This window comes from Actinomadura rupiterrae, from assembly GCF_024172125.1.
Classification (GTDB): Bacteria; Actinomycetota; Actinomycetes; order Streptosporangiales; family Streptosporangiaceae; genus Spirillospora; species Spirillospora rupiterrae.
In genome coordinates, this window is record NZ_JAMZEA010000003.1 from 638538 (window position 1) to 664258 (window position 25721).

16 protein-coding genes are annotated in these 25721 nt (G+C 72.5%); 13 read left to right on the forward strand and 3 right to left on the reverse strand.

The genetic code is table 11. The features are described 5' to 3' along the window. Positions 1 to 292 precede the first annotated feature (292 nt). From FHU30_RS11690 to FHU30_RS11720, 6 genes are all read left to right on the forward strand, one after another. A complete protein-coding gene (locus tag FHU30_RS11690; RefSeq protein WP_253874848.1) occupies positions 293 to 976 on the forward strand; it encodes an ATP-binding protein in 684 nt (227 codons plus the stop codon). A gap of 101 nt (positions 977 to 1077) precedes the next feature. After that, positions 1078 to 1458, forward strand: a complete 381-nt coding sequence (locus FHU30_RS11695) for an STAS domain-containing protein (RefSeq protein ID WP_253874850.1) — start codon at positions 1078 to 1080, stop codon at positions 1456 to 1458. A gap of 218 nt (positions 1459 to 1676) precedes the next feature. After that, entirely contained in the window at positions 1677 to 2936 is a 1260-nt protein-coding gene (locus FHU30_RS11700) for a M16 family metallopeptidase (RefSeq protein ID WP_253874852.1), read from the forward strand. Next, positions 2933 to 4288, forward strand: coding sequence for a M16 family metallopeptidase (locus FHU30_RS11705; protein ID WP_253874854.1), 1356 nt, complete (start codon positions 2933 to 2935; stop codon positions 4286 to 4288). The genes FHU30_RS11700 and FHU30_RS11705 overlap by 4 nt, the downstream gene beginning before the upstream one ends. 108 nt (positions 4289 to 4396) lie before the next feature. Next, on the forward strand, positions 4397 to 6205 hold the full coding sequence (locus FHU30_RS45985; protein ID WP_308211271.1) for a sporulation protein: 1809 nt from the start codon (positions 4397 to 4399) through the stop codon (positions 6203 to 6205). 1004 nt (positions 6206 to 7209) lie between these two features. Next, on the forward strand, positions 7210 to 8109 hold the full coding sequence (locus FHU30_RS11720) for a hypothetical protein (RefSeq protein WP_253874856.1): 900 nt from the start codon (positions 7210 to 7212) through the stop codon (positions 8107 to 8109). A gap of 1773 nt (positions 8110 to 9882) precedes the next feature. Here the strand turns inward: FHU30_RS11720 and FHU30_RS11725 are convergent. Both FHU30_RS11725 and FHU30_RS11730 read right to left on the reverse strand, forming a co-directional pair. Next, positions 9883 to 10662, reverse strand: coding sequence for a hypothetical protein (locus tag FHU30_RS11725; protein WP_253874858.1), 780 nt, complete (start codon positions 10660 to 10662; stop codon positions 9883 to 9885). A gap of 1968 nt (positions 10663 to 12630) precedes the next feature. Further along, the gene (locus tag FHU30_RS11730; protein WP_253874860.1) at positions 12631 to 13512 is read right to left on the reverse strand and encodes a hypothetical protein; all 882 of its coding nucleotides are present in this window, start codon (positions 13510 to 13512) and stop codon (positions 12631 to 12633) included. A gap of 413 nt (positions 13513 to 13925) precedes the next feature. On the opposite strand from FHU30_RS11730, the gene FHU30_RS11735 reads away from it, so the two are divergent. From FHU30_RS11735 to FHU30_RS11760, 6 genes are all read left to right on the forward strand, one after another. Continuing rightward, positions 13926 to 14900, forward strand: coding sequence for a TetR/AcrR family transcriptional regulator (locus tag FHU30_RS11735; RefSeq protein WP_253874862.1), 975 nt, complete (start codon positions 13926 to 13928; stop codon positions 14898 to 14900). A 499-nt stretch (positions 14901 to 15399) separates the two neighbouring features. Further along, positions 15400 to 16002: a sigma-70 family RNA polymerase sigma factor gene (locus tag FHU30_RS11740; RefSeq protein WP_253874864.1), complete on the forward strand. Its 603-nt coding sequence runs from the start codon at positions 15400 to 15402 to the stop codon at positions 16000 to 16002. 1401 nt (positions 16003 to 17403) lie between these two features. Then, positions 17404 to 17697, forward strand: coding sequence for an SSI family serine proteinase inhibitor (locus FHU30_RS11745; protein WP_253874866.1), 294 nt, complete (start codon positions 17404 to 17406; stop codon positions 17695 to 17697). Positions 17698 to 17842: 145 nt separating this feature from the next. Beyond that, positions 17843 to 18244, forward strand: a complete 402-nt coding sequence (locus tag FHU30_RS11750) for a CBS domain-containing protein (RefSeq protein WP_253874868.1) — start codon at positions 17843 to 17845, stop codon at positions 18242 to 18244. 44 nt (positions 18245 to 18288) lie between these two features. Then, complete coding sequence (locus FHU30_RS11755) at positions 18289 to 19020, forward strand: ANTAR domain-containing response regulator (RefSeq protein WP_253874869.1); 732 nt, start codon at positions 18289 to 18291, stop codon at positions 19018 to 19020. A gap of 1333 nt (positions 19021 to 20353) precedes the next feature. After that, positions 20354 to 22348, forward strand: a complete 1995-nt coding sequence (locus tag FHU30_RS11760) for a SpoIIE family protein phosphatase (protein WP_253874870.1) — start codon at positions 20354 to 20356, stop codon at positions 22346 to 22348. Positions 22349 to 22468: 120 nt separating this feature from the next. On the opposite strand, the gene proS is transcribed toward FHU30_RS11760, so the two are convergent. Next, on the reverse strand, positions 22469 to 23917 hold the full coding sequence (gene proS / locus FHU30_RS11765; protein ID WP_253874871.1) for a proline--tRNA ligase: 1449 nt from the start codon (positions 23915 to 23917) through the stop codon (positions 22469 to 22471). A 77-nt stretch (positions 23918 to 23994) separates the two neighbouring features. On the opposite strand from proS, the gene FHU30_RS11770 reads away from it, so the two are divergent. Then, the gene (locus tag FHU30_RS11770) at positions 23995 to 25707 is read left to right on the forward strand and encodes a proline--tRNA ligase (RefSeq protein WP_253874872.1); all 1713 of its coding nucleotides are present in this window, start codon (positions 23995 to 23997) and stop codon (positions 25705 to 25707) included. Positions 25708 to 25721: the final 14 nt, after the last annotated feature.

The window sequence follows — 25721 nt, forward strand, 5'->3', positions numbered from 1 at the left end:
CCCAACCTCCCGGCCGTTCTGGCGGACAGCGAACCTAGTGTGCCATCGCCCGGCGAGATCCGCCGGGGGGCGCGGGGATCATGATCCCCGGACGACTGTTGACCTTGGATTCCTTCTCCCGGGTACCTCCGATCCGGTGCTCCGCGCGGTGTACTGGAGCGTGCAGGCGCCAGATGCACGTGCATCGGCCGATGCATTTGGCTCTTGCATTCGCACGCTACGATGCGCAGGATAACGCACGAGACTTCCGAGCCATGGCTGCACAACGAGATCACTCTGCGGGGTCCCGGGAATGACGTCACGCCACGCGCACGACGACACGCGCTGGAGGGTCGAGTCCGCCGCGCGCGCAGCGTCCTCAGCGCCCTCCGCCATGCCGGCCGCCGCGTCGGCCGCCGCGTCGGCCGCCACGCCGCTCCCGGGGTCGCCCGGCGCGTCCGCGACGGGGGTGCCGGAGGCCGCAGACCTCCCGGCGCACCTCGACCACGCGCTGCGCGACCTGGTCCTGCCGTGCGGTACCACGGTGACCTTCACCGTCCTGCCCGACCCCGAATCGGTCACCGCGGCGCGGCATTTCACCCTGACCCGCCTCACCGAGTGGGGCCTCGCGCCGCTCGGCGACGACGTCGGCCTGGTCGTCTCGGAACTGGTCACCAACGCCCTGCGGCACAGCGGCGGTACCAGCTCCTGGTGGACGAGCCCGGACGGGCACCGCGGCGACGTGCACGAGTTCGGCGACGCGGACGACCCGCTGTGCTCGGCCCCCACCGCCATCCGGCTCCGGCTCCTGCACCGCGCGGACTGGCTGCTGTGCGGAATCTTCGACGCCAGCTCCGACGGACCGCGCCGCAAGGAGCCCGACTACATCGCCGAGACCGGACGGGGACTCCACCTGGTGGAGTCGTTCAGCTCCCGATGGGGCTGGTCGTCCCTGCCGTTCGGCAAGGTCGTCTGGGCCATGTTCCAGACGACCTGACCTCGCCCGAGGGGATTCCCGGCGGCTCCTCCGCGTGGGATAACCGGCGGCTCCCCGGGTATAGCCATCACCCATCCGGAGCGCGCTGACAGGGAGTGGTCGTGGAATTCGCCGTCGAGCACAGGGCCGTGCGGGACCTCACCGTCGTCAAGATCAGCGGCGAGATCGACGTCTTCACCAGCCCGCGCCTGCGCGAGATGCTGCTCGACATCATCGACAACGGTGGCCTGCACCTGGTGGTCGACCTCGGCGAGGTGACCTTCCTGGACTCCACGGGCCTCGGCGTCCTCGTCGGCATCTACCACCGCCTGCGCGCACGAGACGGCTCCATGTCGTTCATGGGGGTCAACGAGCGGGTCCGGCGCGTCTTCCACGTCACGCAGCTCACCAAGATCTTCGTCCTTCACCGGGACCTCGAAGAGGCGCTCGCCGCCCACGAGTCCGACAACGCGTCCAGCGAAACCCCGTCGTCCGCCTCCTGACCTCACGCGCGCGACCCCACGCGCGCGCTAACCCCACGCGCGCGTAGGACGCCAGACGCGAACCACGGCGTGCGGTGGGCGCGGGCGAGACCGGGGTGCGCGGGCACGCATGAGGGGAAGTCCCAGCCGGTACGGTGAATCCGGGGATCAAGGCCGCTCCAGGGCGAGCGGCGACGCTTCCCCGGGAACCGATCCACCGACCGGACTGGAGCGCTTTCGTGGCCGAACAGCCGCTGCACGAGCACACGCTCGGCAATGGCCTGCGGGTGGTGGTCTGTGAGGACCATGTCGTCCCGCTGGCAGCCGTCAACATCTGGTACGGCGTGGGCTCGCGGCACGAGCGCGCCGGCCGCACGGGCCTGGCCCACCTCTTCGAGCACCTGATGTTCCAGGGCTCGGGCAACGTCGCCGAGGGCGAGCACGCCGCGCTCCTGGAGGCCGCGGGCGCGTCCTTCAACGCCAGCACCTCCTTCGAGCGCACCAACTACTACGAGACCGTCCCGGTCAGCCATCTGGAGCTCGCGCTCTGGCTGGAGGCCGACCGCATGGGGACGCTCCCCGCCGCGCTCACGCAGGCGAACCTCGACAACCAGCGGGACGTGGTGAAGAACGAGCGCCGCCAGCGCTACGACAACCAGCCCTATGGGACGGCGTTCGAGCGCCTGTGCCGCCTCACGTTCCCGGCCGGCCACCCGTACGCGCACACGCCGATCGGCTCCATGGAGGACCTGGACGCCACCACGCTCGACGACTGCCGGGACTTCTTCGGCACCTGGTACGCGCCGCACAACGCGGTGCTGTCCGTCGTCGGCGACGTCGACCCCGAGGAGACGCTGAGAGCCGTCGAGAAGTACTTCGGGGGCATCCCGGCGGGTCCGGCCACCCCCGAGGCGCGTCCGGGCGATCTGGGGCCGCTCAGCGGCGTCACCGGGGAGCCGGTGGACGAGGACGTGCCGTCCCCCGCGTACTTCGCGATGTTCACGCTGCCGACCGACGGCGGCGACGACATCGAGGCCGCCGAGATGGCGGCGGAGATCCTCGGCGGCGGGTCCGGTTCGCGGCTGTACGACCGGATGGTCCGCCGCGACCAGATCGCCACCGAGGTGTGGGCCGGCGTCACCCGGCTCGCGGGCGGCCCGTCGCTCGCGCTGGTCGAGGCGGTCGGCTCCGACCCGGAGAAGATCTCCGCGGTGCTGGACGAGGAGCTGGCCAGGTTCGCCGCCGAGGGCCCGACCGAGGACGAGACCGCGCGCGCGACCGCGCAGGCCGAGCGCGGGTTCCTGGAGCGCACCGAGACCGTCACCGGACTCGCCAACGCGCTCTCCCAGAACGCCACCCAGTTCGGCGACGCGTCCCGGGTGTTCACCGCGCCCGCGCGCGCGGCCGCCGTCACGGGCGACCAGATCAAGCAGATGGCGGGCCGCTGGCTGGCGCCGGGCGCCCGCACCGCGCTGACCTACGGAGGTACGGCCAAGTGACCGAGGTGAGGCTCGCCGAGCGCCCCGTCCCCGGCCCGTTCCCGGCCTGGGAGTTCCCGGCCGCGGTGTCCGGGCAGGTGCCGTCCGGTCCCGGGACGCTGCGCTGCGAACTGCCGGGCCGCCGTCTCGCGGCCGTCCGGCTCGTCCTCGACGCGGGCGCGGGACGCGAAGGCACCGGCCAGGACGGCGTCGCCACGATGACCGCGCGCGCGTTCCTGGAGGGCACGCAGGCCGGTGGTGGGACGGCCCTGACGAACGAGTTCGAACGCCTGGGCGCGTCCCTTTTCGCTTCAGCCGACCTGACGGCCCTGCGCATCGCCCTGGACGCCCCGGTCACGCGCCTTGCTCCGGCGTTGGAACTGTTGGGTGAAGTCCTGCGCGCGCCCGCGTTGGCCGATTCCGACGTCCAGCGTTTGGTGAACGAGCGTCTGGAAGAGATCGCCCAAGAGGACGCCGACCCGGGCTCGCGCGCGGCGCGCGAACTGCGCGCGGTGCTTTTCCCTGCCGAGGCGCGCGCTTCGCGTCCGACAGGAGGCTCGCGCGCGTCCGTCGAGGGCCTTACGGGCGAAGGTGTCCGTGCGTACTTCGGCTCGATCGTCCCTGCCGAGGCCACTGCCGTGGTCGCCGGTGACATCGCCGGTACCGATGTGGACGCTACGCTGGCTGCGGCGCTGTCCGGTTGGACGTCGTCCGGTCCCGCGCTCCCCACGGCCGACACCATCGCGCCCGTGGACGAGGCGCGCATCGTCATCGTGGACCGTCCGGGCTCTGTGCAGACGTACCTGAACATCAGCCACAGCGTCCCGGACCGTACCGACCCGGACTGGCCGCTCCTGTCGGTCGCGGCGCATGTGCTTGGCGGGGGCCTCACGTCCCGACTGAACGCGGTGCTGCGTGAGGAGAAGGGCTACACGTACGGCGTGCGCACGGGAATCCTGCGGATGCCGTATTGCGGCGTGTTCGTCACGCAGGGCTCGGTGCACACCGAGGTCACCGGCGACGCCGTCGCGGACGCCCTGACCCAGCTGCGCTCCATCCGCGAGCGCGGTATCGAGGCGGACGAGACGACCGCCGCGATCAGCGCCCTCGCCGACCGCGCGCCGAGCGAGTACGAGACGTCCCGATCGGTCGCGGTGGAACTCGCCGACGCGTCCGCGAGCGGTCTCGGCGTGGACTACCCGTCCCGCTACCTGGCCGCCGTCCGCGCCGCGACGCCGGAGTCGGTCGCGCGCGCGTACACGAGCAACGTCGACACCGACCGCCTCACGGTCATCGCCGTAGGCGACGCGTCGCAGATCCGCGAGCCCCTCGAAAAGCTCGGCTACGCGAGCGTGACGGTGACGGCCAAGTAGCCGTCGCCTGGGTTTTCGCGGAGTTTTCCACAGCCCCGGCGGTCGTTCGGCCGCCGGGGCGGGCCGGGCGTAGTGTGCCGCTTGTCGATGACGAGAGGAGATCGTCCAGTGGCATACGGGGGACCGTCGGTGGACACCGTCCTGGCCGAGCCGCGCTGCGCGCCCGGCGGGGCCGTGGCGGGCAACGTCCACCTGCGCGGCGGGGCCGCGCCCACCGACATCCGGCACGTCACGATCGCGCTCATGCCCCGCATGCGCGACGCGTGGGGCCGCGACATCGCCGGGCCCGAGGTCTACCGCGGCGCGCTGACCCGCTCGTTCGTGCTCGGCCCCGGCGAGGAGCGGGCCCTCCCGTTCTCGATCCCGCTGCCGTACGAGCTGCCGTTCACCACCGTCCTCGGCCGCGAGCTGCCCGGCTTCACCCTCGGCCTGTGCACCGAGGTGGACGTCCGCGGCGGCCCCGACCCCGGCGACGTCGACCCCATCTCGGTCGAGCCGCTCCGCTCGCAGCAGTGGGTCCTCGCCGCGGCCGCGCGGATGGGCTTCACGATCACCACCGTCGCGTTCGAGACGACCAAGGTGCAGGGCCTGTCCCAGCAGTTCCCCTTCCACCAGGAGATCCTGCTCAACCCGCCACCCCACCTGCACGGACGGCTCGACGGCGTCGGCCTCACCTTCATCGCCAGCCCGACCAGCATGGGCTTCAAGCTCCGCGCCCTGGGCCGCAGCGCCCCGCACGACGACGACTCCTTCGGCGCGTTCGTCGTCGAGCACCCCGAATCCGCCGAAACCGACTGGACGGCCCGCCTCACCGACTGGCTAGACTCCGCCGCCTCCCTGCCACCCCGCCTGGACCACACCCCCGGCCCACCCGGCGCCCACCCGCCCTCCGGCCCCGGAGGCTTGGCCGGCCCTCCCGCCCTCCCACCCGGCTTCGCCCCACCCCCCGGCCCGCCCTCCCCAGCCGTAGGCATGCCAAGCCCCGGCATGCCCCCCGCCCCCGGAATGCCCGGCCCCGTCCCAGGACCCGGTGGGCCAGGAATGCCCGGCCCCGGCGGCCCCGGAGCATTCGGCCCCGGTGGGCCTGGAATGGCCGGCCCGGGCGGCCCCGGAGGCCCAGGGCCGGGTGCGCCCGCGTTCGGGCCAGGCGGGGCCGCGCCGCCAGCGTTCGGCCCTGCCGCAGGCGGCATGCCGCCCAACCCGGTCGGCCCAGGCAGACAGCACGGTCCCGCCGGACCGGCCCCCGCCGCTCCCTTTGGCGCACCCCCGGTGCCACCTGGCCCCGGAATGCCAGGCCCCGCCGTCCACGGATCGCCCGGCCTGCCACCTGCGGGCCCGTCAGGACCAGGCATGCCGGGCCCAGGTGGGCCAGGAATGCCGCACCATGCGAGCCCGCCCGGCCCAGGAGGGCATCCCGCCCCGCACGGCGCCCTGCCAAGCCCGCCAGGCCCACCGTTTCCCGGGTCTCCCGGCATGCCCCCTCCAGGGCCGCAGGGCCCGCCCCCAGGGCCGCACGGTGCACCGCTGCGCCCGGGCGCGCCCGGCCCCGGGCCCGGCATGCCCGCATATCCGCCGCTCGCCGCGCCTCCGGGTGGTGGAGCCGCTCCACCCGCGCCGTTCCCAGGCCATCCGGGAGCTCCGCCGCCTCCACCGCCGGGCGCAGCGCCCTTCCCACCACCGCCAATGCATCCGGGCCCAGCGATGCCCCCGCCAGCGGCGCCGTTCCCGCCCGCGATGCATGGCGCCCCGATGTATCACCACCACGGGCATCCGCACTATGGCGCGTCCTACCACCCAGGCGCGGACGTGGCCGCAGCAGGCGCGATCATCGCAGGCGGCATCGTCGCCGGCGCCGCGGTCCACGCTGCAGTGGACGGCGCCGACGCCTTCCTAGACATGCTCGACCTGTTCGGCTAACCCACTGCCCGCTCCCAAATCCGCAGATCAGGTTCAGTGCGCAGACGCCAGCCAGGCACCTGCACACTGAACCCGACAGCTCCCCATCCCGTCAGGCAAGACGCCAACGGCTGCCCCAAACCGCACCTTCGCTTCGCCGCCGCCTCCGCCAACCACAGGCCCGCTTCCACTGCCGACGCTTCCTCGTGTTCGGCTGGCAAGCACTACCGTCCGAAAGCGCAGCTCAGGACATCGGAAGCGCGCCGTCCACGCGCCTCCGAACGGAGCCGCTCACTCCGCAGCCTGTTGGACGAGATCCCGTGGGCCAGCGCGCGAACCTGTGGCCTGGTTCGTCGCCATTGTCCCAACCTTCGTGGCTTTGGGTGGCGTCACGGGGCCCCTCGGCGTGCTCGCGTGTTCGAGTTGGCAGAGTGCGGCGCCGGCCAGAGCCACGGCATGGGTTCGTGGCCGACAGTGTGGGGCGCATGGCGATGGACGGCGCGGCGTCGTCCTCGACATTCTCGACTCGTCCCGAGCACGCCGAAGGTCGACCGCCTGAGAGCGCGGCGCAGACTCATCGCGGACGGCGCCGTCGACGCGGCAACGGACGGAGCCTTTGGCTTTCTGGGCCCGTTGAGGGAGGGCGTTGGTCGGCGTCCGTAATTGTGGCGTGGTTCGTCGCCGGGCCGTGATCCACACGGCTGCGAGTGGGTTCCCCGACATGTTCGCTTGGTCGGGTAGGACGAGGGCAGCGACGCCTGGAGCTGTGGCTTTGGTTCGCGGCTGGCGGTTGGGGACGCGTGGCACGGGACGGCGTGGCGTCGGCCTCGACGTACTCGGCTCGTCCGCGATGGGCGTGCTGAGGGATTGTCCGAAAGTGCGGGTTTGGTTCGTCCGGTGCGCGAGGGGAGGTGGGTAACAGACCAGAATTGAGCGTCTGATTCGGACGAGTTGCGGCGCGACAGGGGTCGGTTCGGCCTGCGGTGGTTAGGGTCGAGTGTGGTGCCCGCCCCCGAGGGAGCTGTATGACCACCACTGTGATCCTGGTGCTGCTCTGCCTGGCGATCGCCGGGCGCGAACTGTATCTGGCGTCCGACAAACGACTCCCCCGCGCGCAGGCGGAACTCCGCGAGCTGCGCGACCGCGTGGCCGACCTCACCCGTCGGCAGGACGCCTTGCGTGCCGAGGTCGACCGGTCCATCCAGAGTCCGGCTTCAGAGCTGCGGCCTGTCGAGGTGAGCGGGACGCCTCCAGAGCAGTCCGGGCGGCTTGACGACCTCGCCGACCGCGTGGACCGGGCCGAGAAGGAACTCGGCGCGTTGTCCGGACGGTTCGCCGAACTGGAACTCGACCGGGACGCGCAGCGCGCCCTCGCCAGTTCCCTGGACGACGTCGAGCAGGACGTCCGGGAGCTTCGCCAAGAGATGCTCGACCGGCTCGCGTCCGAAAGGGGCGTGGTCGCGGGGCTGCTGCTGAGCGAGGAGGGCGAGGCCGGAGCGCTGCTGACCGAGTCGTTCGAGCGCTGCGCGGCCGAATACGGGTTGCGTATCCGGATCCGCGAGGAGCGCATGGCGGAGGCCGGCAACGGCGGGTTTGCGGGGACGTCGTACTACCTGTCCGGGCGACGTCCGGACGCGCTCGCAGAGGAGCTGTTCGGACACGTGCGGAGCCTGTACGACCCCCAGGATCCGTCCGGGCTGACGGCGCTCCTCACGGAACTCGCCCATCTGCGCGGCGGCGGACTCGTCCGCTTCGGCGCCTTCACGGCCGTCCGAACGCACGACATCCTGCTCTGCGGCTTGCTTCCGGAGGACGACGCGTCGTCCGCTGACGAATCAGGCGATCCCTGGACCCTCGCCGCCCGCGTCCGCGACCTGCCCGACGACCAGCAGTGCGACCTGACCTGGCTACACGCCGACGAGTAACCAGGATCCCCCGTCGGACTCGACGGCTCACCCAGCCGCGTCCGGCGCCTCAACAGCACCATCAAATTTTCGCGCCCGAGCCGACGGTTCTCGGGCTGTAATGAGCTGGCCGGCCTGGTCTCGTCCCGTCCTTGGTCCTGTCGCACCGTCTGCTTCCGGCCTCGGGCCGCCAGCGGGCCTCTCCTTATGCGGTCAAGCAGCTCCAGCTTCACCGGCCCTTGAGTTGAGGCCGCTGGCGCAGGCTTGTAAGCGCCTGCCGCAGGGCTGCTGTGCTGGTCGTGCGTTCGGGCGTCGCACAAGGAGGCCAACGCCCTCCGCGCAGCGGCCGGTGCACCCCACGCGGCCGTGGGTGCGGCCTCGCAGGGGGCTGGTGCGCTCCGCGGAGTGCACCAGCGTGATCCCGCGCGGCGGCAGTGCGCTCCGTTGCCGCAGGGCTGGTCGCGCCGTTCTCGCAGTCGGGTGTCGCGCAAGGAGGTCGGCGCGCTCCGCACGGAAGCCAGCGCCTCCCCCGCGACCGCGGGTGCACTCCGCGCGATGGCGGGTGCACGCCGCACGATCGCGGCTGCGCTCCGCGCGAAGGCGGGTCCGTTCCACGGCGAAAGCGGCTGCGGTCCTGCACGAAGGCGACTACGGGCCCACACGAAGTCGGGGGTGCGCTCCACGCGGCGGTGAGTGCGCTCCACGCGGAGGCGGGTGCCCTCTGCGCGAAGGCGGGGTGCGTTCTCGCACGGCGGTGCGTGCACCCGCACGAGGGTGGCCCCGCTCCACACGGCGGTGGCCCCGCTCCGCGCGTGGGTAGCCCCGCCGCGCGGCGGTGACTCCCTGCGCGTGAGGGTGGGCGCACTCACGCGCGAGGCGGGTGCGTTCCTGCACGAGATCGGCGCGCTCCCGCGCGGCCGCAGGTGCATCCCCGCGCGGCGGCTAGTACACCCCGCACGAGGTCGGCCCCGTTCCACACGAGCGTGGGCGCACTCGCGCAGTGGTGGCCCCGCTCCGCGCGTGGATGGCCCCTCCGCACGGCGGTGGCCCCGTTCCGCGCGAGGGTGGGCGCACTTGTGCGCGAGGGGGGTGCGTTCCTGCGCGAGGTCGGCGCGCTCCCGCGCGGCCGCAGGTGCGTCCCCGTGCGGCGGTGAGTGCAACCGTACGAGGGTGGCCCCGCTCCACACGAGCGTGGGCGCACTCGCGCGGCAGTGGCCCCGCTTCGCGCGGGTGGCCCTTCCTCGCGAGGCTGCGCGCGCACTCGCGCGAGGCGGGTTCGTTCCTGCGCGAGGTCTGCGCGCTCCGCGCGGCTGCAGGCGCGTCCCCGTGCGGCGGTGAGTGCGCTCCGCACGAGGGTGGCCCCGCTCCGCGGGGAGTGGATCCACTCCGCACGGTGGCAGGTGCATTCCCGCTCGGCGGCGGGTGCACTCCCGCGCAGGGCGGGTCCCCTCTGCGCGACCCGGTTGCGTTCCCGCGCGGGGGGTGCGCTCTGCACGGAGGCGGATGCGCTGCTGCGCTAGGCAGGCCCGCTTCCGGACGGCGGCGGGTGCTCCTGCGCGGCAATGAGTGAGCTCCCCCGCGGCGCCGGGCCCGCTCTGCGCGGAGGCGGGTGCGCTCCCGCTCGGAGGGCGGGCCGAGGCGGGTGCGATTCTGCGCTAGGCGGGCGCGCTCGCGCGGGCGGCGAGTGCGCTCCTTGTCGGAAGGGCGGGCCCGCTCCGCGCGAGGCGAGTGCACTCCCGCGCAGGGCGGGCCGAGGTGGGGGCGATCCTGCGCGGGTGGGTGGGTTTGTTTGGGTTAGGGGCGGATGAAGCGGGGGGTGCTGACGTCTGTGCGGTTGATTCGGAAGGCTAGGAGGCAGCGGGGGGTGGCTCGGTCGTCCAGGGCTAGGCATAGGCCGAGGCCGAGGCGGGGGTCGACGATGACGACGCGCCTCAGCGAGCGCAGCGTCCGGCGGGCGCGCGGCCATGTTTCGGGACGGCGCGGGTCGCGCAAGGTGTCCGCGACGATGCGGGAGGCGTAGCGCCAGATCGCGGGCGCGTTCAGGACGCGGACACCGGCCGCCGTCAGATCGGCGACGATCACCACGCCGGTGTCGTCCTCGTCCTCCCTGGTGTGGCGGACGTCGCGCTCGTCCGGACGGTCGAAGGGAGCCGGGGTGCGCATTCGGCCGAACGCGGTCGGCGGGTCGTTGAGCGGATCCGCATCGTGGTCGGCGTCGTGCGGCGCGCTGGGTCCGCTTACGGGGCGGTGGTAGCGAAGTGGGTCGATGGTGTCGACGACCAGCGCCTTCGGGTATGGCCGGGACGCGCGCGCACGAGGATGGGCCGGGTGCTGGGAGGTGGGGCGCCAATGCGCGCTGAGGTCTACGACGAGTCCGCTCGGGCCGATCCAGGCGGGCACGCCTAGGCGGGTTACGGCGCCGCGTTCGTCCAGTGGTGCGATTTCACGCCATATCTCGCCTGCGGACGTGGCGAGATTTGCGGCGATGTCCAGCCCGGGGAACGCGCCTTCCAGGACGACTAGGAGTGCTTGCCAGGTGGAGCCTCCGACGAGATCGCCAACGAACTCGTCCACCAGAGCGCGTCGCGCCCTCGGATCCAGGCGGGACAGATCATCGGCAGGTGCGGGAGCCTTGATGCGCTGCTCTCGACGCGGAGGTGTCGGGTGGCTCGGCATGCTGTCGCGTGCTGTGACGTCCGGCCTTGTTCTGGACGTCTCGGATTGCGCATCGACTGGGTGTTCGGGGGGTTGGTTTACGTCCCGGAACGCTTCGGGGCGGGTGGTTGGACGGCTTGGAGGCTCGGAGCCTGGGGCGGACGCGTTTTCGGGCGGGTCGTCGTCCCTCAGCGGCTGGTCGGAGAGCCCGTTGCTTTCGGCAGGGCCTCGGTGGGCGCCAGGCTGCCCTGTTGACCGTCCAGGCGCGGGTTCCGGGGAACGGTGACGTCCACCGGGTGAGGCCGGCATCCATGTGCCTGGGGCCGAGGCTGCGGGCGGGTCGGCTGCGCCGAAGGACGGCGGGCTCGCCTCGGCGCCTATGGAAGGCGTCTGGAATGTGGTCGCCGGTTCTTCAGGTTGGCCGAGTCGTTTGTCGCCGGTTGCCTGGGTTCGATCTGCGTCATCGTGCGCGGGACGAATCGCTGGTGCGTGGGGGGATGTCCTGGGTCCCTCGTGCGCGCGCGGGTCGTCGGGCTTGGTATCGGGCAGCGGTGAGGTCGCGCGCTCTTCGTTCGGGCGGAAGTCTTCGTCCTCGCTAGCCACGTCCGGGCTGGAGGCGGCTGATGCCTGGTTCGTTTGGGACGTTGGCACGCTGTCTTGGCCGGTCGGCGCGTCGCGGCGGGTGACAGAGGGGCCGGTGGCGTCGGGCTTGCGCACTGTCATCCAGAGTTCGTCTTCTTCTTGGGCGGGGGCATCATCGGTTCGCGCGGGGGGCGGTCGCTTGATCGCGGTTCGCCACACGTCTCCTGCGTCGGGAGGTGGGGTGGCTCTTTGGGGGCCTTCGTCCGCGCCAGGTGGAGCGGCCTCGACAGCTCTCGCTGGGTCGCTATGCGGGGACGGGGCGTCCGGCTTCGGTACGTGTGGCTGTGGTTCTGCAGTGTCGCGAGGGGACTGTCTCTCGGGGGTGGGAGCGGCGCGTCCGTCGTCCGTCGGTTGCGGGACGCGGCGGGGCACGGATGACTTCGCCCATTCCGATCCGCTGAAACTGGTCCAGGGCTCGTCTCTGTCGTCCGGCGCGGGCGTGGGTTCCGGAACGTGATCGGACGGGGCCTGAGCCGCTTCCCTGTTTCGCGGCTCAGACGCGGGGTGTCCTGGCGCCTCGTCCGAATCCGGAGTTCCGGCGGAGGCGAAATCGTGTGGGCGAGACGTCTGGGGAGCGACGGGGTTCGCTGTTACGGGCGTCCAGTCCGACAGCGCGGATGTGCCCTCGTCCGTCTGCCCTGTAGGCGCAGGCGGGGCATCCGGTGAGGCCTGGGACATCGGCGAGGGGATCTCAACGGTCGGCGTCCTGGGCCCTACGGCACCAGGGCGCGTGGGCGGCGTATCGGACACGACGGGCGGAGCCGCATCGGTCTTCGGCTTCGCCGAGGACGCCTCGGATGCGGGCCCGCCAGTCGGGTCCGCATGAGCGGACGGGGGCGGTCCGGCAGGGGCGGACGGAGAGGAGTCGGCGGGAGGGGCCGGGGTGCCGAAGGCGGTTGACGGCGAGGGGTCAGTGGGCGGGTGAGCGGCCGCGGCCTGTTCGGCGACGGTGGGACGGCGGGGTGGACCGCCCGCGACCCGGATGTCGCCCGGATGCGGCACCGGCGCGGGCGGCACCGGCGCGGGGCGTGAGGGCCTGGCCGGGGACGGGGACGGAGACGATCCGGGACGCCGCCGCCGGGCGGGCTCGTGATCGTCGGGCTCGTCGGAGGGCGGGCCGGGATGGTCGCGTGGGCCGAATCTCACGTGCACGATCCTGTGCAGAGATCAAGATCGTCGGCAAGCTCTGCGCTGATCATCTTCTCCTCGATCGAACGCCGTCGCGGGGGTGGTGGAGGGGCCGGTTCACGACGGCCCGAAAAGCGCCGCGCAGAGGTGTTCGAGGCGGTCGGGACCGTCGTCCGCGGCGAGGACGGTCAGGACGGCGGGCGCGTCGCCCTCCGGATCGTCCAGGCGGAGCCGGACGAACACTTCGCGGCGCATGGCCTCATCAGTGCCCTGAGCTGCCGCGACGTCCTGGAGGCCGACGGAGACGACTTCCGGCAGATCGACGAAGACGGGCAGTTCGTCCACGGGAAGCTGCTCCACCCAGAGGTCGAGTAGGCGGCGGGCCAGGCCGTTCAGCAGGCGTCCCCAGGATTCGACGAGCTGCGGCGGGACGTTCTCGGTCTGAAGTTCGGGAAGGCCGAAACGGGCCAGGCCGTTCGTGGTGAACCAGAAGCCGTGCGGTCCCCGGGTGTGCGGGAGGAGGATCCAGTCGGTGAGCCGGATCGTCCCGTCCGGACCGGGCAGGGAGCGTTCCAGCCGGTCGCGGCCGAGGACCTCGGGCGTGAAGCCGTCCACGACCGGCATGCTCAGCGCCGTCCCGACCGCCCCGGCGACGGCCCGCGCCGCCCATTCGTGCGCGGGCGGCCATCCCGGTCGATATGCCGCACGAACGGCCAACAGGTGTGACGCGGCGGAAATCGCACCCAACTCACCTCTGGACGCGCCATAAGCCGCGAGCAGATCCACCGGAAGGGGAGGAAATTCCCTGGCCGGGCGCATATCGATCGTGAGCAGCGGACTGGCCAGCATCCCGAGGACGAGATCGCGCAGCGGCGGCCGGATCAGCCGTCCCACCTCGGCACGGGCCAGCTCGCGCGGATCGGCGGGCGGCGCGGCGAGCGCCACGGCATAGGTCGCGTGCAGGTTCTCCGGAACCGGCAGCGTCAGAATCTCGCCCAAAGTGCCCACTCCCCGACGACACCGGCCCGACAGAGCCCGGCGTCACCCGACCGACACTACAGATCCGACGAGAGACCCACCCGAAAACGATCTATCGCAAAAGCGACAATTTCCTACCGACGCCGCTTACCCGAATAGCGCACCACCTCATCCGCCCCACCTCGCGCACCAGGCGCAAAACAATCAAGCCCGGACGGCGAGGGCCGGCAAATGATCGTTGAGTCGCGTGCCGCCATACTGGGTGAGTACTCACTCGCGGTGGGTGAGCATTCACTCACCACGAGTAAGCGTTCACTCACCCCCTCGCGGACGTCCCTGCCGTCGGGGCTCGCCGCCACGGTGCGCCGTGGCGCAGCGCCGCCGCCGGCGGCAGCAAGGGACGAGCCCGGGTGAGAAGTCGAGAGGAGTTCGCAGTGCCGTCCAGCCCCGCGACGACGCGCGACCGCATCCTTGCCGCCGCCATTGAGGTGATCAAGGCGCGCGGCGTCACGGCCGCGACGACCAAGGAGATCGCCCGCTCCGCCGGGGTCTCCGAGGGCAGCCTCTACAACCACTTCGCGAACAAGACGGCGCTCTTCGCCGCCGCACTCGGCGAAGTGACCGGCACCGCCAGGACGGCGATCACGACCTTGATCGGTTCGGCGGGCCAGGCGTCCGTCCAGGAGAACCTCACGCGCCTGGCGTCCGGGATGATCGGCTTCTACGCGGAGCTCCTCCCGATGACCGGCCCCGTGCTCGCCGACCCCGACCTCATCGCCTGGCTCCGCACCCACACGACGTCCCCGATCACGCCGCCCGAGCCGTCCGCGAACGGAACGGCAGCACCGAACCGGCCAGCCGCACCTACCTCGCCCGCGGCTTCACCCTCCTCCAACGCCCCGGCGGAGACCTCTAACACGCCCCCAGCGCCGGGCCCGGCGGTCGACTCTGCCCCATCCCCCGATGCGTCCTCGGCGGCGGATTCGCCTTCGGCTTCGGAGGCACCTTCGGGTCAGGAGACGGCGCCTTTCTCAGGCCCGGCGGTGGAGCCGCCCACGGCAGATGCGTCTCCTAGGGGCGGGTCCGGCACAGCCGGCTCGGCGAAGGCAGGCGAAGCGGTTCCGGGAGTTGGGCTTTTCGGGGCAGGGGCCTTGGCGGGGCCGGTTTTGGGCGTTGCAGGCGTTGCGGGGTACCTGGAGGCGGAGCAGCGGCTGGGCCGGGTAGCCGAGGGAGCCCCGGTGGCCTACCTGGCGGCGGCGCTGCTCGGCGGATGTCAGATGCATGCCTTTCTCGTCCGCTTGGCGGGGGTTGAGGCGGTCGAGGCCGGCGCCCGGCTTCCCGGGACGCCCGAGGAGTATGCGGTCGGGCTCGTGAACGCCGTAATGGCAGGCCATATCACCAGAGAGTGATCAAATAATCACCCCACGCATACGGGCTCGCGATAATGGGTTGCGGGATTCGGACGGGCTCTATACCGTGCGCCAGACGTGGACTGGGACAGTTGGCCGCGAAATGTGACTGACGCCACGCAACCGTTTGGACCGTCCCAAGCGTCTTACTCATTGAGAACGCCACCTAAGAGTGGACGGCTCGATCGGACAAGGCCCGCGACGTCCCGCGAACCGGGGTCGCCCTGGCGAAGCCGATCCGGCCTCATCCCTCCCTCGGCCCACCCTCCACGCGTGGCCGAGACCCCGCCCGGCGCGAACACTCACCCTTCTGGGAGACGTCGCCTGCGCGCATGAGCCCCCGGCTCGTCCGCGCGACACGTCATGAGTCCGCGCCGAACCGGCCGGGCCGGTGGCACGTACGAAACAGCAACGGGGGGCGGTCCGTCCGCCCGAACTGCAAGCGCCTACCGCGCGCCGCCACCGGCCCCACCCGGGCCTCGACCCTCGGGGAGCGACGATGACCGCTGTGACCACGGCTGTCCGCCCACAGGACGACACCAACCGCCACGACGTCGACCGCTACGAGCGTGACGTGCTTCCGCTCGTCGACCCGCTCTACGCCAGCGCCGTCCGGATGACCCGGAACAGCGCCGACGCCGAGGACCTCGTGCAGGAGACCCTCGCCAAGGCCTACGTGAACTTCCACCAGTTCCAGGAGGGCACGAACCTCAAGGCCTGGCTGCACCGCATCCTGACCAACAACTTCATCAACACCTACCGCAAGAAGCAGCGCGAGCCGCAGCGCGCGGGCTCCGAGGAGCTCGAGGAGTGGCAGATCACGCAGGCCGAGGCGCACTCGGAGGGCTTCCGCTCCGCCGAGTCCGAGGCCCTGGACCGCATCCCCGACCAGCGCGTCGTCACCGCCCTGCGCTCCCTGCCGCAGGACTTCCGGGACGCCGTCTACCTCGCGGACGTCGAGGGCTACGCCTACAAGGAGATCGCGGCCATGATGGGCACCCCCATCGGCACCGTGATGTCCCGCCTGCACCGCGGCCGCAAGCAGCTCCGCGAGGCCCTGGCCGACCACCCGGCCCGCCCCGTCCACGAACTCGCCGCCTGACCCACACCTCCCCCACCAACCCCCGAGGGTGCGACCGAAAGGTCGCACCCTCGCCCTTTTCCCACCCCACCTCACCCCGCGCCACTCCCCCAGCCACCTTGCCCGCGCCCCAACGCCCCTCTCCCGACGCCCCCTCTCAGCCCACACAACCCCAGCCCCCAACACAGCCCCACCCAAACCAACATCCCCGCCCCGCCCCGCGCCCGCGCTAGCTCGCTTCGGACGGCGCCCGCGCTCCCGGACGGCCCGTCTCGGACGGCATCCGCCCGCCCCGCCGGCCCTGCTCAGGCCTTGCTGATCGCCCCCGGACAGCCCCACCTGAACCGCGCCCGCTCACCTCGCGATCGCATGTCCAGATGGCCTCGCTTGCACCAACGCTTGCTCGCCGACCGCCCCCGGAACGCGTTCCGAGCGCCTGCGCCCAGGCCACGCAGCGAGCCATGGTCCATGGCCTAACGAGCGCCGAGCTTGGCTCCCCTGCCAGTTCGAGTCGCAGTCCGTGTAGCCCGGACGCATGGGCCCGCAGCGCACGTCCCACAGCCTGCACTACGCGACGGCGGCACCAACGCTCCACAGGCGCGGGCGCAATACGAGCACGAGCGCGGGCCCGGACGGACGCGGGCGCAGGACGGGCGCGGGCACTGCACAGAACACGGGCACGGAGCACAGGCACCGGTGCGTCACGGAGCGCGGGGTATGGGGAGCGGGCACGGGCGCGGGTACGCCGGAGGCGAGCCGCATGGACGCGGGTGCGGTACGGGCGCGGGCACGTCACGGACGTGGCGAAGGCACGGACACCAGCACGGGACGGCTGCGAGCGCGATACCGGCACGAGCACGGGGGCACAGGTCGCGGGCGCGGCACGGACACGGGGCGACACCGGCACGGGGACGCGGGCGCGGGCGGTACCAGCTGCGGCACGGGCGCGAGCGGGACGGGTGCGAGCGCGGCACGGACGCCTGCACGGGCACAGGCACAGGACGGGGGTACCGGCTCGGTGGGGCGGTAGCAGGCGCGGGGACGGGGCGCGGGCGTGGTGTGGCCGCGGGCACGGCATATGCGCGGGTGCGGCACGGACACGGGGTTACGGACGCGGGGCGGGACGGATGCTAGCGCGGGTGCGGGGTGGGCGCGGAGGGGTGGAGCGCGCGGGCGGAGGTGCGGTGCAGGGGTGTTGTGCAGGGTGGGGGTCGGGGGCTTGGCGTTTGGGTGTGTGGCGGGGCGGTGGAGGAAGTTGGGAAGGTTGGGCGCGAAGAGTAGTTGGTTGGATACAGTAGGCGACGGTTCTTCCTGGGATTGTGGGGAGTGGTTGTGAAGTACCTGGTTGCTGGGGTTCTTGTGGGGGCGCTTGCCGTTGGTGGGACGGGGGTTGCGGAGGCGTCGGGGGCTGGGGGGACGAGTTTGCAGCTCACGCTGGCGTATCCGGGGGACGGGGTCTCGGGGACGCGGATGGTCGTCCTGGCGTGTGATCCGGCAGGTGGGACGCATCCGGAGGCCGGGCCTGCGTGTGCGGATCTGGCGGGGCACAACGGGGCGTTCGATCACGATCCGGCGGAGGGGATCTGCGCGATGATCTACCGGCCGGTCGTCGCGCGGGCCTCCGGGAGCTGGCGCGGGAAGGCGGTGGCCTTCTCGAAGGAGTACGGGAACGAGTGCCTGATGCACGCGCGTACGGGGAAGGTCTTCGCCTTCTGAACGGCTCTACCGGACGGCCCGAAGGATCCGATCCGGCCGTTCGGCATACCCGGCTTAGGGCTGGGTAGAGCGCGCCCGTAAAGGGGCATGGGCGCGAACGGAGGTACCGGCGATGTCCCCTGGAGGCCCGAGGGTGAGCGAGGTGATGACCGTGCGTCCGCGGTCCCTCCCCCGCGACGCCACTCTGCACGACGCCGCCCGGCTGATGCGGGACGCGGGGATCGGCGACGTCCTGGTCACCGTGGCCGGACGGCTCTGCGGCATGATCACCGACCGGGACATCGTGGTGCGTGCCGTGGCCGAGGACCGCGATGCCCGGATCATCTCGCTCGGCGAGGTCTGCACCGCCGACCTGGCGACCGTCCGGCCGGACGACGACACCGCGACGGCCGCGCGGCTGATGCGGGAGCGGGCCGTCCGGCGGCTGCCGGTCGTGGACGAGGCGCGGCGGCCGGTGGGGATCGTGTCGCTCGGCGACCTGGCGATCAACGACGGGGTGTCCGCGCCGACACTGGAAGAGATCTGGAGGGCGCCTCCCAACGTTTAGGTGCGCTGGACCGTTCTGTGGTGTGAGGGGATACCGTCGGGAGGGTGCCGCCCACCACCGTCCTGACCGACCGGCTTGCCGTGGAGATCGCCCGCCTCGGCATGGTCGGCGAGTCCTCCGACGTGGGGACGCTGAGCCGCGTCTCCGAGCTCGCCGCGCAGGCTGTCCCGGGATGCGCCGGGGCCTCCGGCGTGCGCTGGGCCATGCCTGATGAGGGGGCGCAGGACGAGGAGCCGGAGCCGCTCGCGCACGCGGCCAGCCACCCGGAGCTGGCCGAGATCACCGACCGCCAGCTCGCCCGCGGAAGGGGTCCGGTCTTCGACGTCGTCGCGACCCGGCGTCCGCTGGCCGCGGACGACGTGCTGGCCGAGGCGCGCTGGTCCGAGGCGACGTCCGACATGCTGCGGCGCGGCGTGCGCTGCTTCAGCACGACCCCGCACGACAGCCCGCCGGTGCTGGTGACGCTCACGCTGTACGGGGTCACGCCCGGCGCCCTGGCCCCGGGGCAGCATGCGCTGGCGTCCCTGCTCGCGGCGACGGGCAGCGCCGCCGTGTCCAACTCGCTCCAGTACGACGAGGTGCACCGGACGGCGGCCCAGCTCCGCGAGGCCGTCGAGTCCCGCGCCATCGTCGACCAGGCCAAGGGCATCCTGATGCACGCCCTGGGCTGCGACGCCGACCAGGCCTTCGCCGAGATGCGCCGTATCTCCCAGACCCGACACCTCAAGCTCACCGCCCTCGCCCAGCGCATCGTCGGCGGCCGCGGCGTCTCCTGATCACACCCGACACGGCCCGACCGAGCACTCCCTGTGGACGCCCCGTCTCCCGATTGCCTCCGACTCGTCCCCGGCCCAGCCCCTTCGGCAGCCGACACGGGTTCCGACCGCACCCGCCCGTCCCGTCCAAGCCCCCGGCAACTGGGGCGCCCCTGATCAGACCCCCGCTGCCCCCGGCCAAACGCTCCCGGCGGCTAGGGCGTCCCGCAATCAGATCCGCCGCGCCCCGGGCCGAACGCCCCGGGCCGAGCGCTCCGGCAGTCTGGACGCCTCCCGGTCAGCCCCCGGCCGAGCGCCCCGACGGTCGCAGCGGCCCGTGATCAGACCTGCGTCGCCCCCGAGCCGAGCGCCCCCGGTGGCCGGGTGCCCCTTGATCAGTTCCGCGACGTCCGGATCCGAGCGCCCCGGTGGTCTGGGCGCCTGCTGATCAGACTCGCGTCGCCCCCAGCCGAGGCCCCGACGGTCGCGGCGTCCCGCGCTAAGACCTGCGTCGCCCCGGCCAAACGCGCCCGGCGGCCGAAGCGTCCCATGATCAGATCCGCGTCGCCCCCGAGCCGAGCGACCCGGAGGTCTGGGCGCCTCATGATCAGACTCGTGTCAGTCCCGGCCGAGGGCCTCGATGGTCGCGACGTCTCTTGATCAGATCTGCGTCGCTTCGGGCCGAGCGCCGCGGCGGGCGGGGCGCCCATGATCAGATCCGCGTCGCGCCGGGTCCAGGGCCTCGGCGGCTTGGGGGCCTCCTGATCAGTCCCCGTGTCGGCCCCGGCCGAAGGCCCTGGCGGTCGCGGGGGGCCTTGATCAGATCCGCTGCGGCCCCGGGCGAGGGGGTCGGTGGCGGGGGCGGGCCTTGATTTGGCCTGCGTTGGCCCCCGGGCGAGTGGGGCTGGTGGTCTGGGGTGCCTTGATCAGGTTGGGGTTTGGGCGGTGCTGGCGGTTTTGGCGGGGCGTGATCGCGCGTGCGTCGGCCGCGGTCAAGGGTGGGTTGTCTGGAGAGGGGTGGGGGGTGCGGGTGCTGGCGGCGAGGGGGGTTTGGGATTGGGCGGTGGGGGGTGTTGGGCGGGCCGATTTGGGGGTGGGGGCGGGGCAAAGCGGGGTGTTCCTGGTAGCGGGCGTTCCGGCGTGGGTGGGGGCGTTGGCGTGGGGGTACGGCTGGGGTGGGGTGGGGGGCGGCGGCGATCGGGATGGGGGTGGCCGGGTGGGGATGATCGGGGGCGGGAGGTTCGTCTTCGTACAGCGGGGGCCATTCCGGGAATAGGCTGCGAAGGCCGGTCGGCAGGTCGGGCCGGTGGTCGGCGTGCGCCGATCTCGCGTCGTCGAGGACAGGAGGGGTTCGATGCCCGAGCAGCTCGACCCCGAGAGCGTGCTGCGCGAGGTCGCGGGCCTGGAGGGGCGGATCGAGGAGCTGCGGCAGGCCGCCGGGCTGCCCGACTCCGACACGCGGGCGACGCTGGACGCGGCGCTGGTCGAGCTGGAGCTGGCCCTCGCGGCGCTGCGGACGGTCGGCGGGGAGCAGAGCGGCGCGTCCGGGCGGACGGCGGCGGCCGAGGACGAGCGGCGCGTCCTGAAGACGGTGTTCACCGACGCGCCCGTCCCGATGTTCCTGCTGGACCGGGACGGCGGGGTGCGGCGGGTGAACCGGCAGGCGGCGGACCTGCTCGGGACGTCCACCGGGTACGTGTCGGGCAAGCAGTTCACCGCGTTCTGCGACCTGGCCACGCGGGCGCCGCTGCGGTCGCAGCTCGCCGCCGTGGTCCGGACGGGGCGGCGGTGCCGGGTGCCGGTGCGGTTCCTCGGCGGGGAGCGTCCGGTGGACGCGGTGGTCACGCTGGCCCGGGTCTGGATCCGCGGCGAGCCGGACCCGATGGTCGTCGCGGTCGCCGGGCCGACGACGACGCCCATCAGGATCTCCGCCACGTCCGTCCCCGCGGCCGAGCGCGCGGAAGGCGACGAGGCGGACGACGACCGCGCGTTCGGCGAGCCCTCAGTGGTCGGCGTGGAGACGTCCGGGGACGAGGCGGTCGCGTCGCTGGTGCACCGGATGGACGTGCTGGCGGCCGTCACCGAGATGCTGCTGGACGAGCCGGTGTTCAACGAGACCGTCGCGGTGCGGCGGTGCGCGCGGCTGCTCGCGGCCGAGCTGGCCGAGTGGGTGTTCATCGACCTGGTGCCGCAGCGGCAGAGCGACGGCGGCGGGCAGGTCGTGGCGGCGCGGAACGGGGACGCGGCGCCCCGGCGGCACGTGGTCCTCGGGCCCGAGGACGAGGCCTCCGAGGAGGCCGCCCGGCGGCTCGCCGAGCTCGACCCGGCGTCCGGCACGCTGCCGTGGACGGTGTTCGAGAGCGGCCACAGCGCGCTGCGGGCGCACGCGGAGGAACTGGACCTGCTGGGCGCCGACGCGGACGGGCGGCCCGTGCTCAGCATGATCGGCGCGACGTCCGTGCTGGGCGTCCCGGTGACCGACGGGGACCGGACGATCGGCACGATCACGCTCGCGGGCAGCGGCGAGCACGGCCCGTTCTCGCTGCTGGACCTGTCGGTCTGCCAGCGCATCGGACGGTACCTGGGGCTGGTCATCCGGGCGGCGCGGCTGTACCGGCGGCGGGCGGAGGTGGCGGCGACGCTCCAGGCGAGCCTGCTCCCGCGGACCCTGCCGGAGATCGACGGCGTGGAGCTGGCCGCCCGCTACACCTCGGCGACGCACGGCACCGATGTCGGCGGCGACTTCTACGACGCGTTCCCCACCAAGGACGGCTGGGGCCTGGTGCTCGGCGACGTCTGCGGCAAGGGCGAGGACGCGGCGGCGGTCACCGCGACGGCCCGGCACGGCGTCCGGCTGGTGTCCCGGTGGCGGACGCATCCGGCGGAGGTGCTGGCGGCGGTGAACGAGGCGCTGCTGAGCGAGGACCGGTTCGTCACGGCCGTCCTCGCGGGGATCGCGCCGCGGGGCGAGGGCCTCCGGGTGACGCTCGGCATCGCGGGCCACCCGCCGGCGATCGTGGTCCGCGCGGACGGCGTGATCAGGACGGCGTCCCGGGGCGGCGTGCCGCTCGGCCTGTTCGACGACTTCGAGGCCGGGCTGGACACGCTCGACCTCGCGCCCGGCGACACGCTCGTCCTGCACTCGGACGGCCTCCTGGAGGCCTGCGCCGCCGACCGCCGCCAGTTCGGGCAGGCGCGCCTGCTGGAGACCCTGGCCGCGCACGCCGCCGACCCGGTGAACGACATGCTCGGCGCGGTCGAGCGCACCCTGCTCGACTTCTGCGACGGCGACCTGCGCGACGACGTCTCGATGCTGGCCCTCCGCGTCCTCCCCCCGTCCCTCAACTGAAACCCGACCCGAGGACGAACCGGACCCCGACGCCCCGAAAGGCAGATCAGCACACCTGCGCACGCCGCAAATGCGGAACGGGCCGGAGCGAGTTGTCGCTCCGGCCCGTTCGGTTGGAAATCAGTAGGCGCGGCCGAAGATGACGCGCTTGCCGTACGCGGACGGCTGGCCGCACTTGACGCAGGTGCCGGTCTCCTCCGGGGCGTCCATGGGGATGACGCGGGGGGTGGCGGCGGTGTCGGCCTTGATCTCGTCCTCGCACTCGGCGCGGCCGCAGTGGAAGGCGCGGGCCCAGCCCTCGGCGACCTGGGCGGTGAAGGCGTCCCAGGTGTCGACCTTGGCGGTGCGGTCCTCGCGGAACGCCTCGGCGCGGGCGAGCAGGAAGGCCTGGAAGTCGGCGAGGATGCCCGGCAGCAGCTCGGGCACCTTGTCCAGCGGGATCTGCTCCTTGCCCTGGCCCTCCACGGTGGGCAGGCGGCGGGCGAGGGTGGCGACGCCGTTCTCGATGTCGCGCTTGCCGAGCTCGATGCGGACGGGCACGCCGCGCATCTCCCACTCGTTGAACTTGAAGCCGGGCGACAGCTGCGGGCGGTTGTCGTCCACGTGCACGCGGATGCCCATGGCCTTGATCGCGCCGGCCAGGCGGCGCGCCTCGGCGGCGGCCTCCTCACCCTGCTCCTTGCGCCCGATCGGGACGATCACGACCTGGTAGGGCGCCAGCCGCGGCGGCAGCACCAGGCCCTTGTCGTCGCCGTGGGTCATGATCACGCCGCCGATCATGCGGGTGGACATGCCCCAGGACGTGGTGTGCGCCAGGGTGAGCTGGCCGTCCTCGTCCTGGTACTGGATCTCGAACGCCTTGGCGAAGTTGGTGCCGAGGTAGTGCGAGGTGCCGGCCTGCAGGGCGCGGCCGTCCCGCATCATGCCCTCGATCGTGTATGTCCGGACGGCGCCGGCGAACCGCTCGCCGGGGGTCTTCTCGCCGGCGACGACGGGCATCGCGGCGAGCTCGCGCGCGACCGAGGCGTAGGCGTCCAGGGCCCACATGGTCTCGCGCATGGCGTCGGTCTCGTCGACGTGCGCGGTGTGCCCCTCCTGCCAGAGGAACTCGGTGGTGCGCAGGAACATCCGGGGCCGCATCTCCCAGCGGACGACGTTCGCCCACTGGTTGAGCAGCAGCGGCAGGTCGCGGTGCGAGTCGATCCACTTGGCCATGTACTCGCCGATGACCGTCTCGGACGTCGGCCGCACGACCAGCGGCTCCTCCAGCTGCTTGCCGCCCGCGATGGTGACGACGGCCAGCTCCGGCGAGAACCCCTCGACGTGCTCGGCCTCGCGCTTGAGGTAGGACTCCGGGATGAACATCGGGAAGCACGCGTTGTCGTGCCCCGCGTCCTTGATCCGGCGGTCCAGGTCCGCCTGGAGCAGCTCCCATACCCGGTACCCGTACGGGCGGATGACCATCGTGCCGCGCACCGGGCCTCGGTCGACGAGCTGCGCCCGGACGACGAGCTCGTTGTACCAGGCGGAGAAATCCTCGCTCTGCGGCGTCACACCTTCTCGACTCACGCCCCCAAGGGTACTGACGAGCGGGACGCGCCAAAACGCGATTCCTCCGGCGCGCCCACACCGTTATGGTCGGCCGCATGCGCTGGTCACACCTGTTCGTCCCGACCCTGCGGCAGGATCCGGCGGACGCGGACGCCCCGAGCCACCGGCTGCTGCTGCGCGCCGGGTACGTCCGGCGGCTGCACGCGGGGCACTACAGCCTGCTGCCGCTGGCCGTCCGGGTCCGGGCGAGGATCGTCCAGATCGTCCGGGAGGAGCTGGACCGGATCGGGGCGCAGGAGATGCTGCTGCCCGCGCTGCACCCGGCGGAGCCGTGGCGGCGGTCCGGACGGTGGGATCTGGTCGGTCCGGAGATGTTCCGGCTGACCGACCGGCGGGGTAACGAGCTGGCCCTCGGCATGACGCACGAGGAGATCTTCACGACGCTCGCGCAGGAATTGACCTCGTACAAGCAGCTTCCGCAGCACTGGTACCAGTTCCAGACCAAGTTCCGGGACGAGCCGCGCCCCAAGGGCGGGCTCATGCGCGTGCGCGAGTTCACCATGAAGGACGCCTACTCCTTCGACATCGACCAGGACGGCCTGGACGCCTCGTTCGAGGCGTACCGGGCGGCCTACCTGCGGATCTTCAAGCGGCTCGGCATTCCGGCCGTCCCGGTCGAGGCGTCCAACGGGGCCATGGGCGGGACGGGCTCGACCGAGTTCGCCTGCCCCGCCGAGGTGGGCGAGGACACCGTGGCGCATTGCCCCGCCTGCGGTTACGCGGCGAATGTCGAGAAGGCCACGTCCCGCCTCGCGCCCGTGACCGACGAGGACGGCCCGGACGCGCCGGAACCCTTCGACACCCCCGGCGTCCGGACGATCGAGGATCTCGCCACCGGCTACGGCACGCCCGCCGACCGGCAGATCAAGACGCTCGTCTACGTCGTCGACGGCAAGCTCACCCTCGTCCTGCTCCGCGGTGATCATGCGCTGCACGAGCAGAAGCTCGCGGACGCCGCCGCCGCGAACGATCTCCGTCCCGCCGAGCCCGACGAGATTCGAGAAGCCCTGGGCGCCCTGCCCGGCAGCCTGGGCGCGGTCGGCGTGACGGGCCTGCCCGTCCTCGCGGACCAGGCGCTGCGCGGCCGCCGGAACATGGTCACCGGCGCGAACCGCGACGGCGTGCACCTGCGCGGCGTGGACGTGGCGCGCGACATCCCGTCCGCGGCCTGGGCCGACCTGCGCGAGGTGGCCGCGGGCGAGCCGTGCCCCGCCTGCGGGACGCCCCTGGAGGTGTTCGCGGCGATCGAGGTCGGGCACATCTTCAAGCTCGGCGACCGGTACACCCGCGCGCTGGACGTGACCGTCCTGGCGGCGGACGGCGGGCGCGTCCACCCGCTGATGGGCTGCTACGGCATCGGGATCGAGCGGGCGCTGGCGACGATCGTGGAGGTCCACCACGACGAGAACGGGATCATCTGGCCGGCGGCGGTGGCGCCCTTCATGGTCGCCGTCGTCCCTGCTCAGACGGACGATCCGGACGTGGCCGAGACCGCCGAGCGGCTCTACCGCGAGCTGCGCGAGGCCGGACTCGACACCGTGATCGACGACCGTCCCGAACGCGCGGGCGTGAAGTTCCGGGATATCGAGCTGTCCGGAATCCCCTACCGCGTGACCGTCGGACGCCGAAGCCTGGCCGAAGGTGAGGTGGAACTCACCGTCCGGGCCACCTCGGAGACCACCCGGATCCCGGTGGACGGGGCCGTCCAGCGCCTGAAGGACGTGGTCGGAGGCGCGAAAAGGATTTGACCCCCATGCCCCCG